This window comes from Streptomyces cacaoi (assembly GCF_006539165.1).
Lineage (GTDB): Bacteria > Actinomycetota > Actinomycetes > Streptomycetales > Streptomycetaceae > Streptomyces > Streptomyces cacaoi.
In genome coordinates, this window is sequence record NZ_BJMM01000002.1 from 572346 (window position 1) to 588340 (window position 15995).

Sequence of the window (15995 nt, forward strand, 5' to 3'; positions counted from 1 at the left end):
CTCAACTCCCCGGGCGGGTAGGGGTTTTCGCGGCTGCGTCCGGCGCCGACGGGGGCCCGGCGCCGCCGCGCAGCAGCCGGTTCACCTCCGCGCGCGTCGCGTAGGCCGGCCGGGCGCCCCACCGCGAGCAGCTGTGGGAGGCGGCCGTGACCGCGTAGCGCAGGGAGGCCACGGGATCGCCGGTCTCCAGCATCAGGCCGACGAACGACCCGGCGAGGCAGTCGCCCGCGCCGGTCGTGTCCACCACCGGCAGCGGCGGCCCGGCCGGAGGGCGCACGGCGATCTCCTCGTCGGGTGTGCACCAGCGGGCGCCGTCGGGGCCGTCGGTGAGGATCACCGAGCGGACGCCGAGGGCGAAGAGCGCCCGCTGGGGAGCGGGCCCCAGGGCCCGGGCGGCGCGCGCGTTGCAGAACACCGCGGCGGCGCCGTCGAGATGGCCGGCGAGCGTGCCGATGCCGTCCGGGAACGTCGCCGGTTCCAGATCGACCGACCAGGGGACGCCGGCCCGCGCGCACCGGGCGATCAGCGTCCGGGCCGCCGCCGGGTCGTAGACCGCGGTGTGCAGCCAGCCCGCCCCCGCCAGCTCCAGCCGCCGGCAGGTGGCTTCGCTCGGGTACATCCGCGCGCCGGGCACCAGGATGAGGTGCTTCTCGCCGTCCTCGCCGAGCGTGATGACCGCCCGGCTCGACCGGCCGTCCGAGATCTCGGGCCGGAAGTCCACGCCCGCGCCCTGCGCCTGTGTCACGCACTCGCGGCCGGCGGCGTCCGATCCCACCGCGCTGACCAGCGTCGTCGGTGTGCCGGTCAGGGAGCAGGCGAGGGCCGCGTTGGTCACCACTCCGCCCAGCGCGTCGGTGAGTTCGGTGCTCACGACCTTCTCGTCCGCGGTCGGCAGGGCGGCGACCCGGACGGTGGTGTCGAACACCGAGTCGCCGACGAAGACCGCCGTTCGCTGTGCGGCCGTCATGGGCGGGTGAGTTCGATACGGAAGCGGTACCGGTCGGCCCGGTAGGTGATCACCACGTACTCCAGCGGGACCGCGGCCGGCGACAGGGAGCGGCGCCGGGCGACGAGGATCGGCGCGCCCCGGGTGACGGCCAGCCGCTGGGCCAGGTGCGCGTCGGCCACACCGCCCTCGATGTACTCCCGGCCCGCACTGATCCGGGTGCCGGTGGTCCGCTCGATCCAGTCGTACAGCGAGGTGGAGCCCATCGTCTCCGCGTCCGGTGCCGTACCGGGGTCGACGATGCGGGGGGAGAGCCACGAGACGCTGGAGGCGATCGGTTCGCCGTCGGCGAGCAGCACCCGGTCGACGCACAGGGCCTGTTCGCCCTCGTCGATCTCCAGCTCCCGGGCGGTCTCCGCGGGGGCGGGCAGCACCGAGACGGCGACGGGGCGGTAGCCCGGCGTGAGCCCGCGTGCCCGCATGTCGTCGGAGAAGGAGGACAGCAGGTTGAGCGGCTGGTCGACCTTCGGCGGCAGGACGATGGTGCCCCGGCCGGACCGCCGGCTCACCAGCTGGTCGTTCTCCAGCTCGTTCAGCGCGCTGCGGGCGGTGGTCCGGCTGACGCCGAAGCGCCGGGTGAGCACCGTCTCGGACGGCAGGGCCTCGCCCGCCACGAACTCCCCTTTGGAGAGGGCGGAACGCAGCCGCTCCGCGATCTGGTGCCACTTCGGCACCGGGCCGTCCACCAAGTCTTCGTCGTCCCAAGCCATGACGGTAAGCATGCGAACGTCATGACGTTTGGTCAACGGATCACGTCCCGTAACTTTGGGTTGTGTGTGACAACGGAGAGCGACGGTGCGGAAGTTGGTGCCGTGGCCACGAGGGGCGGGAGAGAGGAATGCGCAGGGGCGTGGCGAAATACCCCGGAATGCCCGGGGGTGAGACGGAAGGAGAGGCAACGAGACGTGGAGGGGAGCCCGTTGACGGGACGGTCGCGGGCCTTCTACGGTCCCTCACCAGCGATCCGGCGCGGCCCCGGCACACAGGGGCGGACCGCCGGTCGAGCGCCGCCCGTGCCCGGGCGGCCCCCGTCGCCGGCCCGGGTCCCCGGGCCGTGCACCGCCGCGCGGCCACGGTCCGGACGCGGCGGCCGATGTTCACGTTCCGTCAGGACCGCCGTCGGCGGTGACCCCACGGCGGGACGGCTCCGAGAGTGGGTTCCTTCGCATGATCGTCTTCTGTGGGTACGCCAACAGCGACCTGACGGTGCACGTCCCGTCCCTGCCGGGCGCGGGAGACCGCGTCCAGGCGTGCGGCATCCAGCGGTACGACGGGGGGATGGCGGCGAACGCGGCGGCCTCCGCCGCCCGCATGGGCGCCGACGCCCGGTTCGCCGGGGTGGTCGGCCCCGATCCGCTGAGCACCGCGTTCCTCGCGCAGCTCGGCGCGGACGGTGTGAACACCGAATGGGCCTGCCGCGACGGCCACTTGACCACCGCCGTCATCCTGGTGACCCCGGACGGCGAACGCTCCGTCATCAGCGAGGACGACGACCTCACCGAGGAGCGGCTGGCACGGGTGCTCACGCTGCTGTCCGACGCCGGAGGGGGCCGGCTCTACCTCGACGGATACCGGTTCCCCTGGGCGGCGGCGCCGCTGGCACAGGCTCCCGGCCTGCGTACCGTCGTCGATCTGGACGGCTGCGAGAGCGCCGAGGGGGCGCGGGCCGCGCTGTCGGTGGCCGAGCACGTGATCCTCGGCCGTGCGCGGGCCGAGCGGCTTCTGGGGCCCGACGCCGGTGCCGCGGCGGTGGCGCACGGCACCCATGTGCTGGTCACCGACGGCGCCCGCGGCTGGCGTCTGCACACCCCGGAGGGCGAGGAACACACCGGTGCTGCCCTCGACGTCACCGCGCGCGACGCGACCGGCGCCGGTGACTGCTTCACGGGCAGCTACCTCGCCGAACTGGAGCGCGGCGCCCGGCCGGACGAGGCGGCCCGCTTCGCCTCCGTGGCGGCGGGCCTGTCCGTGACACGGGAGGGAGCACGTGCGCGGCTGCCCGGCCGGGCCGAGGTCGCCGCGCACCTCGCACGCGCCGGGGCCGGCCTCCCCCGCGGGTAGCCGGCCCCGGTGCCTCCTGCCCGGCGGTGTGCCGGGCCGCGGTCTGAGGGAGACGCGGAGGCGTCACCCGTTGGCGAGCGCCTTCAGCCGGTCCATCGACCCGTTGAAGCTGTTGTGGTCGCCGACGATGGGCCCGGTCGAGGTGTACTGCCAGAAGGTGTAGAAGCCCCACCCGGCGGGCAGTGCGCCGGGGCCGCTGGCGTACCGCGCGATCCACAGCGGGTTGGTGGAGCCGAACCCGGCGTTGTTGCCGGTGCACTGGGTCCACCAGTCGGTGGTGGTGTAGATGACGGCGTCCCGCCCCGTACGGCTCTTGTAGGTGGCGGTGAAGTCCTTGATCCAGTTGACCATCGCGGACTGGCTGAGCCCGTAGCAGGTGGCGCCGTAGGGGTTGTACTCGATGTCGAGCACACCCGGCAGGGTCTTGCCGTCCTTGCTCCAGCCTCCGCCGTAGTCCACGAAGTAGTTGGCCTGGGCGGCGCCGCTGGAGCTGCCGGGCAGCGCGAAGTGGTAGGCGCCGCGGATCATTCCGATGTCGTAGGAGCCGTTGTACTGCTGGGTGAAGTACTCGTTCCGGTAGCCGGTGCCCTCGGTGGCCTTGACGTACGCGAAGCGGGAGCCGCTGTCCCACAGCGACTTCCAGTTGACGTTGCCCTGGTGTCCGCTGACGTCGACGCCCTCGACGGACGCGGCCAGGTCGGGGCTCCGGTCGTTCTTCCATCCCTTGTGCACGGCGATCCCGGCGCCCATGTACGCCTCGCCGGGCTGGAGTTGACGGTCCGGACCGGGCTGCGCCGCGCCGGCGGCACCGGCGGACAGCCCGCACAGAGCGAGGGACAGCGCGGCCGCGAGGAGGACGCGCTTGCCGCGTGGGGTACGGGCGGTGCGGGTGACGCGGAATCTGTCACTGGGCATGCCTGTCTCCAAGGCTCGTTGGTGGGGGGCGCAGTGGCGGACCGGACGGGTATCCGGCGGCCGGGAAGACCGCACGGCATCGGCCTGCCACGTGCATGCCAACAATGAGGCATGGTTCGCACCGGTGAGAAGAGGGCCAGACCACTGCCGTTGGTCCAACCTTTGGCAGAAGCTGCCGGGCCGCCGCGCGGCGGTGACGGCCCGGCAGCGGAGGCGGTTCCTCCGTCACCCGATGTTCATCCCGAACGTGGACGTCGTGTCCCCGGAGTCCTCCGCGTCGTTCCGCGGGGCCGGGCCCGGGCCCGGGAACGACCCGCGGGGCCGGGCCCGGGAAACGTCGTCCCGCGGGGCCCGTCCGGGGGCGTCGCGGCGCGGGGCCGGTCCGCGGAACGACGCCGGATCGAGGGCCGCCGGGCCTCGGTTCCCGGGGGCCGGAGGGCTACCGGACGAGCCCCGCCGCCAGTGCCGCCGCGGCCAGGGCGAGCACCACCCCGGCCGTCCACCGGGCCCGCCTCCTGCGGGAGTCGCCCGACCGGGCCGACCGGCGTGCGCCGCGCTCCGCACGGTCCGGCGCCGGATGCCGGGCCGGCGCCTCCGGCGCCCCGCCGCCGGCCGTCTCGGCCAGTAACCTGCGGCAGACGCCCGCCAGTTCGCCGAGGCCGCACTCGCGCGGAACGACGGCCTCCGCGCGGGCGGGGGCCGTGGTGCCGCCCTCCAGCAGACGCCCGGCCCGGACGTGCAGTTGCCGGGTTCCGCCGGCCGAGAGGCTGATCCACCGGGCCACGTGCTCACCGCGGATGACGATGCCGCCGTTGCGCTCCCGGTAGATGCTGTGCTGCCGCCACAGCAGTCCGGCCAACTGCCCGCCGAGGGTGCGCAGATCCTGCGCCCGGGTGCCGCCGCTCATCCGCGCACCCGTCCGGCCCGTCCGGCCTGCCCGGCGCCGCCGCGTGCCGCACGGCCTTCCGCCGGGGCGCGGCCGGGCCCGCCCGCGCGGCCTCGGACGGCACCGGGAACGGCGCAGCGGCCGGGGCCCGCCGCGGAAGGGTGCGGGGCCGCGGCCGCCGCGGGACGGGCAGGGTGGCGCGTGGTGCGTCGTCGCACCCGTATCGGGGTGTGCTGCTCGGACATCGTCGTTCCTCTGTCGTCGGTGCTCGGATGGGTCGGGCCGCGGCGGGGCCGCCGGGCGGGCGGCCCGGCGGACACGGCCCAAGGCGTACGCCGTCCCCGGACGGCGTGGGGCGGACGGGGCGGCGGCCGCAGGAGCCGCACCGGCGCGGCGGAGCCGTCACAACCCGTGCCGCACGGGAGGGCGACCCGTCCGGGCCCCGCTCGCAGGTCGTCGCCCGCGCCGGCGGGACGGCACAGCGTATGCCCAACACCCGGATTCCGCCGAAAGTTTGACGGGCAGTCACAGGTGCGGTGGCCGCCCGCGGGGGCACCGCGCACCGGGCCGTGTCCGCGCTCTCCCCGCTCTCCACGTTCTCCGCGCTCTCCGTGCGCTGCCCGCGCCGTGCACACCGGGCGTGCTCTCCCGGTTCTCCGCGCCCTCGCCCTTCCCTGCGTTTCCTGCGTTTCCCGCGTTCCTCGCGTTCCCCGTGCTCCCGGCGGTCTTCGTGTTCTTCTGTGTCCTCTTCCGGCAGGCACCCGGTTCCTCTCGACAGACTGGTGTCGCGCCGCGAGACTTCCTGGGGCGCCGTGAGATCGCCAGGAAACCGGACATGAGCGAACAGGTAACCCATGTCGTACATGGCGGACGTGAACCTGATCACAGTTGTCCGCAGAATGATCACGATCGCATTCCGGAACTGGGCGCGCATATCCGGCCCGTTCGCCGTCGAAACCGCTCTGACCTGGGCGTTTGACCATGCCGCCGTTGGCTAGCAGCCTTCCCCTTCGGCCCGCGCACCGGCGGTCGGCGCCTTCCGAGCGCGGGCGTCCTGTTGGTGTGCCGCTGCCCGCAAGCGCAACCCACCAGCAAGGAACCTCATGCCGACCCTCCCCGCCCGATCCGCGACCGGCCCGGCCGCCTCCACCGGAACCGAGCCGTCAGCGGACAGCGACGACGAGTGCCATACCGCGGCCGGACCGCCTCCGGCCGGCCGGGGACGTACCGACATCCCGGTGCTCGCCCTCAGCGGCGGACTGCTGCTGGCCTTCGTACTCGCCTCGCTGATCGCGCCCACGGCCACGGGCGACGCCGTGGACACCGTGTGTGCCTTCGTGGCCCGCTGGTTCGGCCCGATGTGGCAGGTGCTGCTCCTGTGCACGTTCGGCGTCGCCCTGTGGCTGGGCTTCTCCCGGTACGGAAAGGTGCGGCTGGGCGGCGCTGGTGCCCGCCCCGAGTACGGCCGGTTCCAGTGGGTCGCGATGATCATGTCGACGCTGCTCGCCGGCGGCGGTGTCTTCTTCGCCGCGGGTGAGCCCGTCCAGCACTACATCGAGACCCCGCCCTTCTACGAGGGCGTCAAGAGCGGCACCCACCAGGCGACCGAAGCGGCGCTCTCCCAGAGCTTCGCGCACTGGGGCTTCCTCGCCTGGGCCGTCCTCGGCACCCTCGCCTCGATCGTGATGATCCGCGGCCAGGAGCGCGGTATGCCGCTGCGGCCCAGGACGCTGCTGTACCCGCTGCTCGGCGAGCGGGTGCGCCACTCCCGGCTGGGCGCGGCCGTCGACATCGTCTGTGTCATCGCCGTCGTCGCCGGGACCGTCGGCCCGATCGGCTTCCTCGGCCTCCAGGTCTCCTACGGGCTCTCGCAGGTGTTCGGCATCCCCGGCGGCTACCCGGTACAGCTCGGCGTCATCGTCCTGCTGACCGCCGTCGCCGTCCTGTCCGTCGCCAGCGGCGTCAGCCGGGGCATCCAGTTCTTCAGCCGGGCCAACGTCTGGCTCGCCGTGGCGCTGATGGCGGTCTTCCTCGTGCTCGGCTCCGTCGGCTTCGTGCTCGACTCCTTCCTCGGCGGGCTCGGCCAGTACGTGAGCGACTTCGTGCCGCTCGCGCTCAACCGGAGCGACCACGCCTGGCTCGGCTCCTGGACGGTCTTCTTCTTCGGCTGGTTCCTCGGCTACGGGCCGCTGATGTCGATCTTCGTGGCCCGTATCTCCAAGGGCCGCACGGTGCGTGACCTCGTGGTCTCCACCGCGATCATCCCGCCGTTGGCGACCATGTTCTGGTTCACCGTCTTCGGCGGCACCGGCATCTTCCTCGAACAGCAGCACCCCGGCGCGATCTCCGGCCCGCTCAAGGAGGTCGGCATGGACGCCGCCGTGATCTCCATGGCCGAACGGCTGCCGATGGGCGCCGTCGTCGCGGTCGCGCTGCTCCTGCTGACCGTCACGTTCGTGGTGACCACGGCCGACTCGATGTCGTACAGCATCGCCGCCGCCGGCACCCGGACCGGCGAACCCACCCCGCTGGTACGCGCCTTCTGGGCGCTGCTCATGGGCGCCGCCGCCGCTGTGCTCATCCTCGTCGGCGACGGAGGCATCAGCGCGCTCCAGTCGTTCATCGTCGTCACGGCCGTGCCCGTCGGCTTCCTCATGCTGCCGACGCTGTGGACCGCGCCGCGCGTGGCGAAGGAGATGGCCCGGGAGCAGGGCGTCGTCCCCGCGCCCGCACAGCCCGCGGCCCCCGGCACGGAGGACGACGACGAGCAGCGGGCCGGGCGGCCCGAGCCCGTCCCCGCGCCGGCCGGGGCGGACGGTCCCCGGAGCTGACCGCTCCCGGGCCCCGTGCCCCCGCGCACGCCTGCCGGCGCGCACCCGCGCCCGGCCGCCGTGCGCGGGTGCGCGGGGACACCTCCCGCGGGTCCGTGAGAGATCCCGCGGCGGCCACGGCCGCCGGGATGTCACGGCCCGGTGTACGTCCCGTCGCGGACCGTCCACCTGGTGCGGGGGCCCGGACAGCGGTCACCTAGAGTGCCGATCATGTCTCGACCCACGCTCTTCTCCCGCACCACCCCGCAGCCCCGGCACACCCGGACCCCGTTGCGCCGCACCCGGCGGACCCTGGTCGCGGCCGTCGCTCTCGGTATGGCCGTCGCACTGAGCGGCTGCAACGACGACAGCGGCGATGCCGGGGCCGCGAAGGACAAGGACACCGACGCCGCCGCCTCGCAGTCGCCGGCGGACGGCTCGTCCTCCGGGGCCCGCACGGACGACAAGCCGTTCGTCCAGGGCTGGCAGACGCAGACCTCCAAGAAGCACCGCTTCCGCTACGACGTGCCCGGCAAGGCCGACAAGTGGAACGTCCTCGACGAGGACACCGCCCTGTCCTACACCGACGGCAGCGGCAAGCCGATCGTCGTCATGACCTCGGGCGCCCACTACCGCGAGGGCGGCTGCCCGTCGAGCCCCAACCCGAAGGCGTTCGGGGAGGCCGGCAAGGGCCAGATCGCCACCGTCGGCACGACCGGCGGCGGCAAGGACGGCTCCCTCAAGGAGAACGCCCGCAACTGGGCGGGCAATTGGGGCTTCGCCGCCTACGGGGGCGAGGACCACAAGCCGAAGATCAAGGTCGGGGAGCCCGAGCCGTGGAAGCAGAACGGCATCGAGGGGTACACCGCGACCGCCGAGGTCACCGTCACCCACCGCCCGGGCACGTGCGTGCCGCCCAAGGCGGTCGTGCACAGCATCGCCCAGAAGCTGCCCGACGGCACCATGCACGGCTGGGTGCTCTACGCGGATCAGGGCGTCCCGCACGCGCTGACGTCCGACGACATCAAGCAGATCATGAACACCGTGCGCACCACGGGCAGCTGACGGCCCCGGCAGGCCGCGCGGGACCGCCCGGCGAACGGGGCGCACGGTGCCGGGCGGTCAGCCGCCGTGCACCTTCCGGTAGAGGTCGCCGGCGTAGTAGTCGGACGGGTCGGGGTTCTTCTCCAGCTGCTTGTTGCGGACGAAGAAGTCGCCGAGCTTCTTCAACCGGCGGTCCATGGCACCGCTTTCGGTCTGCGCGGCCAGTTCGTCGGTCGACAGGGTGCGCACGTGCGAGGCGTCGGCCGTGGCCTGCTCCCGGGTGACGTGCAGCATCTTCGCCGCGAGCGCGATGGACTCCTCGGGGTGCTGCGCGCGCCAGTCGTTGGCCTGCTGCAACACCTTGATCACCTTGGTGTTCTTCTTCTCCGGCACCCGGTTGCCGGCGACGAACGCGGTGGGGAAGACGTCCCCGGTGTCCTTCGTGCTGGCCACCTCTTCCATCTTCGGGACCTTCTTCTTGATGGTGTCGATGGAGGGGTAGAAGATGCCGGCGCCGTCGATCTTCCCGGAGGTGAAGGAGGAGACGACGGTGGACGGGTCCATGGCGATCTTCTGGATGTCCCCGGTGGTCATCCCGGCCTTCTCCAGCGCGATGTTGAGGATCATGTCGCCGGAGGTGCCCTCGGGCACCCCGACCCGCTTGCCCTTGAGGTCCCGCATCGAGGTGATGCCGGGCTGGGCGATGACGCGGTCGGCGTAGGTGAAGGTGTTGACCGCGACGACCTTCGCCTTGCCGGAGGCGGGCAGCCACATCGCGCCGGGGCCGATGTAGCCGTAGTCGAGGTCGCCGGAGCCCAGCGCCTGGATCTGCACGGGGCCGTTGTTGAACACCTTCGTCCGCGCGGTGAGGCCCTGCTTCTTCCACAGTCCCTGCTCCTGCGCGATGGCCAGCAGGCTGGCGCCGTTGTAGTCGCTGATGTAGCCGAAGTCGACGGTGTCGTCGTCCTGTCCGGCGCCGGTGGAGCAGGCGTTCGTGGCGAAGGTGAGCACCGTGGCGGCGAAGAGCGCGGACAGGGTGCGGCGGATGGTGCTTCCGGGCATGGCGGGGTGTTCCTCTCGGGGAGGGCCGGGGCCGGAACGCCGGGGCCGGGCCGGGCGGCTGCGGCGGGCAGCGCTCAGGCGGCGGGGGCGGCGGGCTCCTGGTGGTAGACGGAGGTCCACACCGTGTTGCGGATCTTCCGGAACTCCGCGGAGAGCCGGATCTCCTCGGTGCGGGGATAGGGGAGGTCCACGTCGACGACGCGGTGGATGCGGCCGGGCCGGGCGGCCATGACCACCACCCGTCCGGCCAGGTGGACGGCCTCGTCCACGTCATGGGTGATGAACAGCACGGTGCGCCTCTCCCGGCTCCAGGTCGCCAGGAGCTGCTCCTGCAACTGCACCCGGGTGAGCGCGTCCAGGGCCCCGAACGGCTCGTCCATGAGCAGCACCTGCGGATCCACCGCGTAGGCGCGTGCGATGGCGCAGCGCTGCTTCATCCCGCCGGACAGCGTCTTGGGCAGCGCGTCCGCGAACTCGTCGAGGCCGACGAGCGCGATCGCCCGGCCGGCCCGGCGGTGCCTCTCGGCGGCCGGTACGCCGGCGAGCCGCAGGCCGAACTCCACGTTCTGGCGCACCGTCAGCCAGGGGAAGAGCGCGTACTGCTGGAAGATCACGCCGCGGTCTGGGCCCGGCCCGGTGACCTGCCTGCCGTCCACCAGCACCCGCCCCGAGGTGGGCTCCTGGAGGCCGGCGGCCATGCCGAGCAGGGTGCTCTTGCCGCAGCCCGAGGGGCCGACGACGGTGACGAACTCCTCCTCGGCGATGTCCAGGGACACCCCGTCCAGGGCGGTGAACTCCGTGTCCTTGAGCGGGAAGGACTTCACCACGTCCTGAAAGCTGATCTTGCTGTTCATCGTCGCTCCTGCCAGCCGGTGAGCCGTCGTTCGGCGAGCAGCAGCAGCCGGTCCATGAGCAGCCCGAGCACGCCGATGGTGATCAGGGACACGAAGATCGTGTCCATCTCGAACCAGGTGGACGCCTTCTGCATCCGGTAGCCCAACCCCTCCTGGGCGCCGATCAGTTCGGCCGCGACCAGCGTCGCCCAGGAGGCGCCGAGCCCGATACGCATGCCGACCAGGATGAACGGGGTGGAGGCGGGGACGACCACCCTGGTGAACAGGACCCGGTTCGAGGCGCCCAGGACCCGGGCGGCGTTGATGAGGGTGCGGTCCACGTCGACGACGCCCTGGAACGAGGAGACGACGCAGGCCATGAAGGAGGCGAGGCAGATCACCGCGATCTTGGGCAGCTCGCCGATCCCGAGCAGCACCACCGTCAGCGGAATGAGCGCCAGCGGCGGGATGGTGCGGAAGAACTGGATGTAGGGCTCGACCACGGCGCGCACCGCCGGGTACCAGCCCATGAGGAAGCCGACGGGCACGGCCACGACCACGCCGAGGGCGTAGCCGAGGAAGACCCGGCGCAGGCTGGCGAGCGTATCGGTGGCCAGGGTGCCGTCGGCGGCCATCTCCCCGGCCTTGTCCGCGACGGCGAGCGGCGTCGGCAGGTTCTCCACCCAGCCGAGCGCGGCCACGCCCGCCCAGACGAGGACACCGGCCACCACCGCGAGCGTCCCCAGGACGAGCGGCCGCCGCCGGGAGCGCGGTGCGGTACGCCGCGGGGCCTGTCCGGCGGCGCTCTTCTCCTCGGGCACGATCACGGCCATCACCGGCTCACCGGCCCCATCGGACGTACCGGCCTCTCGGGCCCCCGGGACGCCCCGGGCCTGGGCCTCTCGGGCCTCTCGGGCCGCCTGGGCCCCACTGCGGTCACTGCGGTCACGCGGGCTCCTCGGTCACGGGCTGCGGGTAGCGGGAGAGCAGGGGCGATTCGTGCAGGACGAGGGCGATGCCGCCCAGCGCGCTGCCCGCCTCGCCGAGGGCGGCACGGCGCACCTGCACCCGGTCGCGGGCCCGCGGCATCACATGGGCGTGCAGCGCCCGTTCGACGGGCTCGGTCAGCGCCGAGCCGGCCTCGGCCAGCTCGCCGCCCAGGACGATGACGCCCGGCCCGACGGCGTTGCACACGGCGGCCAGCACCGTGCCGACCTCGGTCCCGGCCTGCTCCAGCACGGCGTGCGCACACCGGTCCCCGGCGGCGGCAGCGGCCAGGAACTCCGCGAAGTCCCCGGCGTCGCCGCCGGCGGCGCGGTGCCGGCGCAGCACGGCGTCGAGGGAGGCGACCGTCTCCAGACAGCCGGTGCCGCCGCACTCGCACGGCGCGCCCTCCGGATCGACGGTGATGTGCCCGAACTCGCCCGACATGCCGTCCGTTCCCCGGTGCAGCGAACCGCCGACGACCAGCCCGCCGCCCACCCCGTGGGACAGCCGCAGATACAGCACGTCCCCGCCGTCCCGGGCGGCACCCCACACCGCCTCGGCCAGGGCGGCGAGCCGGGTGTTGTTGTCGAGCAGCACCGGGACGCCGAAGCGCTCACGCAGCACCCCGGCCAGCCCGTCGGCGCCGTCCGTGCCGTCCACCGGGGCGTCCGCGGTGCCGGGGTCGGTGACCGGGCCGACGACACCGACGCCGATCGCGCTGAGCGAGCCGAGCCGGAGCGTGCCGCGCCGCGGCCCGCGGCCGGCCGCCGCACCGGCGGGGGAGGACCCACCGGACGGGCCGCCGAGCGAGGCGAGGAGGCGTTCGGCGATATCGGCGCGTTGCGACCAGGTGAGCCCCGGCGGGTGCGCCTCGCTGGCCGAACCGACCATCTCGTGGGCGACGTTGAGCGCCGAGACGTGCACGGCCCGGCGGGCGAAGTCGATGCCGACGGCCTCGCCGGCGTGCGGATCGAGACTGAGCTTCTCGACCGGCCGGCCGCGCCTGCGGACCTGGGCCCGCGGGGTGGCGGCGACCACGACGCCGTTCTCGACGAGTCCGGCGACGATGTCGTACAGGGTGGTGCGCGACAGTCCGCTGTGCGTGCCCAACTCGGCCCGGCTGAGCGGGCCGTGCCTGCGGAGGAGATCCAGCACGGACTGCTCGTGGCTCCTGCGCAGCCGCGTCAGCGGACCGTCGTGTGCCTGCATGCCGCACAGCATGGGGAGCCCCGGGTTTTTTCGTCAATGAGCCGGAACAAAGGAATTCCGGGCCCGCTCGGGTGCCAACAAGCCCTTGCTGCCGCTCTGTTCAGGGCCATTGCCGCCGCGGCCGGAGAGGTGCGCTGCTCTCGGCACGGCATTTTGTTCGCACCATTGACATAAATCTCGCACGGGCCGGAGCATTCCTCGCACGGCACCGGCCGTGGTGCCCACCGGCCCCGGGCCGGCCGAAGCGAAAGGGTCCCCGTGCGCCCCAACATGCTCTTCCTGATGACCGACCAGCACCGGGTGGACACCCTCGGTGCCTACGGCAACCCGCACGTCCGCACCCCCCACCTGGACCGGCTCGCGGCCGAGGGCACCCGGTTCACCCGCTGCTACACCCCCACGGCCATCTGCACCCCGGCCCGCGCCAGCCTGCTCACCGGCGCCGCACCGTTCCGCCACAAGCTGCTGGCCAACTACGAACGCAACGTCGGCTACCAGGAGGACCTCGCCGAGGACCAGTTCACCTTCGCGCAGCAACTGCGCCGCGAGGGCTACCGGCTGGGCCTGCTGGGCAAGTGGCACGGCGGAGTGCGGCGGACCGCAGCCGACTACGGCTTCGAGGGCCCCGACCTGGCCGGCTGGCACAACCCCGTGGACCACCCCGACTACCTCGCGTACCTGTCCGAGTCCGGCCTGCCGCCCTACCGCATCACCGACCCCGTGCGCGGCACCACACCCAACGGCAGCCCCGGCAACCTCCTCGCGGCCCGGCTGCGACAGCCCGTCGAGGCGACCTTCGAGCACTACCTCGCCACCCGCACCATCGAGATGCTGCGCCGCTGGGCGGCCGAGGGCACCGGGGTGCCGCCACAGCAGCCGGGCGCCGCGGCGGACCGGCCGTTCTTCCTGGCCACGCACTTCTTCGGCCCGCACCTGCCCTACATCGTGCCGGACGCCTACTACGACATGTACGACCCGGCGCTGGTCGAGCTGCCGGCCTCGGTGAGCGAGACCTTCGCCGCCAAGCCGCCCGTGCAGCGCAACTACAGCAGGCTGTGGGCCTTCGACACGATGCCGCTGGAGGAGAGCCGCAAGCTGATCGCCGTCTACTGGGGCTATGTGACCCTCATCGACGAACAGATCGGCCGGATCCTCGACGCGGTGCGCGAACTGGGCCTGGAGGAGCACACCGCGGTGTTCTTCACCGCCGACCACGGCGAGTTCACCGGAGCCCACCGGCTGCACGACAAGGGCCCCGCGATGTACGAGGACATCTACCGGATACCCGGCCTGCTGAAGGTCCCCGGCGCACCGGCCGGGCAGGTCCGCGACGAGTTCGTCTCGCTCACCGACTGCACCGCCACCATCCTCGACCTCGCGGGCAGCGACCCCGGGCCCGCCGTCGACAGCCGCAGCCTGCTGCCGCTGGCCGCCGGCGAACGGCCCGAGTGGGCCCCGCACCACCTCGCCGAGTTCCACGGCCACCACTTCCCGTACCCTCAGCGGATGCTGCGCACCCACCGCTACAAGCTGGTGGTCAACCCCGAGTCGCACAACGAGCTCTACGATCTGCACACCGACCCCGACGAGCTGCACAACCGCTACGGCCACCCCGAACTGCGGGACGTGCGGGCCGAGTTGGTGCGTACCCTCTACCACCTGCTGCGCGAACGGGGCGACAACTTCTACCACTGGATGACACCCATGTACGACGTGGAGACCGACTACGACACCACGCTCTCGGCGTTCGAGAGCGCGCCCGGCACCGCTCCCGGGTCCGGCCGCGCGGGCGCCGGACGTTGATGCCCGCCGCGGACCCCCGGCCCGGCGCCCCCTCGTGCTGCGCCCCGGCACGCCGGCCGGACGACGCCGGGACGCCGGAGCCCGGCGCGCACACACCGGTACCCGGCGTGCCCGACGGTGCGGCCGCGGCCCACCGCGAACGGATCCCGCTGCCCGGCGGCACCTTCCGGATGGGCAGCGAGGACGACGACGCGAACCCGGGCGACGCCGAGGGCCCGGTGCGCGAGGTCACCGTCGCGCCCTTCGCCGTCGACGCGTACGCCGTCACCAACGCGCGCTTCGCCGCCTTCGTGGCGGCGACCGGCCACCGCACCGAGGCCGAACGCTTCGGCTGGAGCTATGTGTTCGCCACGTTCCTGCCCGGGCGCCTGCGCAAGGTGTCACCGCGCCCGGACGCCACTCCGTGGTGGTGCGGGGTGGAAGGAGCCCGCTGGGACGCGCCGGAGGGGCCCGGCTCCGGCCTGGAGGGGCGCTGGGACCATCCCGTCACCCACGTCGGCTGGGCGGACGCGCGCGCCTTCTGCGCCTGGGACGGCGGGCGGCTGCCCACCGAGGCGGAGTGGGAGTACGCCGCCCGCGGCGGGCTGGACCAGGCCCGCTATCCCTGGGGCGACGAGCTGACCCCCGGCGGAGCGCACCGCTGCAACATCTGGCAGGGCAGCTTCCCGTCCCGGAACACCGCGGAGGACGGCCACCGGGGCACCGCCCCGGTGCACGCCTACCCGCCCAACGGCTTCGGGCTGTACAACGTCGCCGGCAACGTCTGGGAGTGGACGGCGGACACCTGGCGCCCCGGCGACCCGGGGCAGCGGGCGATGCGCGGCGGCTCCTATCTGTGCCACGCCTCCTACTGCAACCGCTACCGCGTCGCGGCACGTACCGCCAACACCCCGGACAGCACCACAGGCAACGTCGGCTTCCGCGTGGTCCGCGACGTGCCGCCCGACCGCAGCTGAATTGCGCACGGCCCCGCCGCCGGCACCGGGCGGCCAGGTCCCGCGGCAACGGCGGCAGGCGTCGTCCCGGGCGGTCCGCAGCACCCGTTATGATACCCGCCGGGGTATTCATGGGAGGTTGCGTGGAACTGGACATGTCCGCCGACGAGCTGAAGTCGGCGCTGAACCGGCTGCGCCGTGCGCAGGGGCAGCTCGCGGGCGTCATCAGGATGATCGAGGAGGGCCGGGACTGCGAGGACGTCGTCACACAGCTGGCCGCCGTCTCCCGGGCGCTGGACCGGGCCGGCTTCTCGATCATCGCGACGGGCCTCCAGCAGTGCATGGCCGACGGCGACCCGGCGGCCCGGGACTCCGCACAGATGCGGGCCCGCCTGGAGAAGCTCTTCCTGTCCCTGGCCTGAGCCCGGCCCGCGCCCGGGGCGC

The 15995-nt window shown here is 73.2% G+C and carries 14 protein-coding genes; 6 read left to right on the plus strand and 8 right to left on the minus strand.

Annotation, left to right across the window (positions count from 1 at the left end; all coding sequences use genetic code 11):
• Nucleotide 1: 1 nt before the first annotated feature.
• Nucleotides 2-967: a carbohydrate kinase family protein gene (locus SCA03_RS02780; RefSeq protein WP_030874846.1), complete on the minus strand. Its 966-nt coding sequence runs from the start codon at nt 965-967 to the stop codon at nt 2-4.
• The gene (locus SCA03_RS02785; protein ID WP_158102341.1) at nt 964-1716 is read right to left on the minus strand and encodes a GntR family transcriptional regulator; all 753 of its coding nucleotides are present in this window, start codon (nt 1714-1716) and stop codon (nt 964-966) included. Before SCA03_RS02785 ends, SCA03_RS02780 begins: the two co-directional genes overlap by 4 nt.
• Before the next feature lie 457 nt (nt 1717-2173).
• Here SCA03_RS02785 and SCA03_RS02790 point away from each other — a divergent pair, with 457 nt between their 5' ends.
• Complete coding sequence (locus tag SCA03_RS02790) at nt 2174-3067, plus strand: carbohydrate kinase family protein (RefSeq protein ID WP_086817453.1); 894 nt, start codon at nt 2174-2176, stop codon at nt 3065-3067.
• Between the two features lie 63 nt (nt 3068-3130).
• On the opposite strand, the gene SCA03_RS02795 is transcribed toward SCA03_RS02790, so the two are convergent.
• Both SCA03_RS02795 and SCA03_RS02800 read right to left on the minus strand, forming a co-directional pair.
• Nucleotides 3131-3982 (minus strand): lysozyme, encoded by an 852-nt coding sequence (locus tag SCA03_RS02795; RefSeq protein ID WP_030874833.1) that lies wholly within the window; start codon nt 3980-3982, stop codon nt 3131-3133.
• A 439-nt stretch (nt 3983-4421) separates the two neighbouring features.
• A complete protein-coding gene (locus SCA03_RS02800; RefSeq protein ID WP_051855503.1) occupies nt 4422-4889 on the minus strand; it encodes a hypothetical protein in 468 nt (155 codons plus the stop codon).
• Nucleotides 4890-5971: 1082 nt separating this feature from the next.
• Here SCA03_RS02800 and SCA03_RS02805 point away from each other — a divergent pair.
• Both SCA03_RS02805 and SCA03_RS02810 read left to right on the plus strand, forming a co-directional pair.
• Entirely contained in the window at nt 5972-7699 is a 1728-nt protein-coding gene (locus SCA03_RS02805) for a BCCT family transporter (RefSeq protein WP_212767192.1), read from the plus strand.
• A 210-nt stretch (nt 7700-7909) separates the two neighbouring features.
• Nucleotides 7910-8743, plus strand: a complete 834-nt coding sequence (locus tag SCA03_RS02810; RefSeq protein ID WP_230988452.1) for a DUF8017 domain-containing protein — start codon at nt 7910-7912, stop codon at nt 8741-8743.
• Nucleotides 8744-8800: 57 nt separating this feature from the next.
• Here SCA03_RS02810 and SCA03_RS02815 read toward each other — a convergent pair whose 3' ends face one another.
• The 4 genes from SCA03_RS02815 to SCA03_RS02830 all read right to left on the minus strand — a co-directional run bounded on the left by SCA03_RS02815 (nt 8801) and on the right by SCA03_RS02830 (nt 12825).
• A complete protein-coding gene (locus SCA03_RS02815) occupies nt 8801-9784 on the minus strand; it encodes an aliphatic sulfonate ABC transporter substrate-binding protein (protein WP_086817455.1) in 984 nt (327 codons plus the stop codon).
• Nucleotides 9785-9858: 74 nt separating this feature from the next.
• A complete protein-coding gene (locus SCA03_RS02820; protein ID WP_030874823.1) occupies nt 9859-10638 on the minus strand; it encodes an ABC transporter ATP-binding protein in 780 nt (259 codons plus the stop codon).
• The gene (locus tag SCA03_RS02825; protein WP_030874822.1) at nt 10635-11450 is read right to left on the minus strand and encodes an ABC transporter permease; all 816 of its coding nucleotides are present in this window, start codon (nt 11448-11450) and stop codon (nt 10635-10637) included. The genes SCA03_RS02820 and SCA03_RS02825 overlap by 4 nt, the downstream gene beginning before the upstream one ends.
• 112 nt (nt 11451-11562) lie before the next feature.
• On the minus strand, nt 11563-12825 hold the full coding sequence (locus SCA03_RS02830) for an ROK family transcriptional regulator (protein WP_030874818.1): 1263 nt from the start codon (nt 12823-12825) through the stop codon (nt 11563-11565).
• Between the two features lie 270 nt (nt 12826-13095).
• On the opposite strand from SCA03_RS02830, the gene SCA03_RS02835 reads away from it, so the two are divergent.
• The 3 genes from SCA03_RS02835 to SCA03_RS02845 all read left to right on the plus strand — a co-directional run bounded on the left by SCA03_RS02835 (nt 13096) and on the right by SCA03_RS02845 (nt 15973).
• On the plus strand, nt 13096-14616 hold the full coding sequence (locus tag SCA03_RS02835) for a sulfatase family protein (RefSeq protein ID WP_230988453.1): 1521 nt from the start codon (nt 13096-13098) through the stop codon (nt 14614-14616).
• Complete coding sequence (locus SCA03_RS02840) at nt 14616-15572, plus strand: formylglycine-generating enzyme family protein (protein WP_086816067.1); 957 nt, start codon at nt 14616-14618, stop codon at nt 15570-15572. The genes SCA03_RS02835 and SCA03_RS02840 overlap by 1 nt, the downstream gene beginning before the upstream one ends.
• A 122-nt stretch (nt 15573-15694) precedes the next feature.
• Complete coding sequence (locus SCA03_RS02845) at nt 15695-15973, plus strand: metal-sensitive transcriptional regulator (protein WP_030874813.1); 279 nt, start codon at nt 15695-15697, stop codon at nt 15971-15973.
• The last annotated feature ends 22 nt before the right edge of the window (nt 15974-15995 follow it).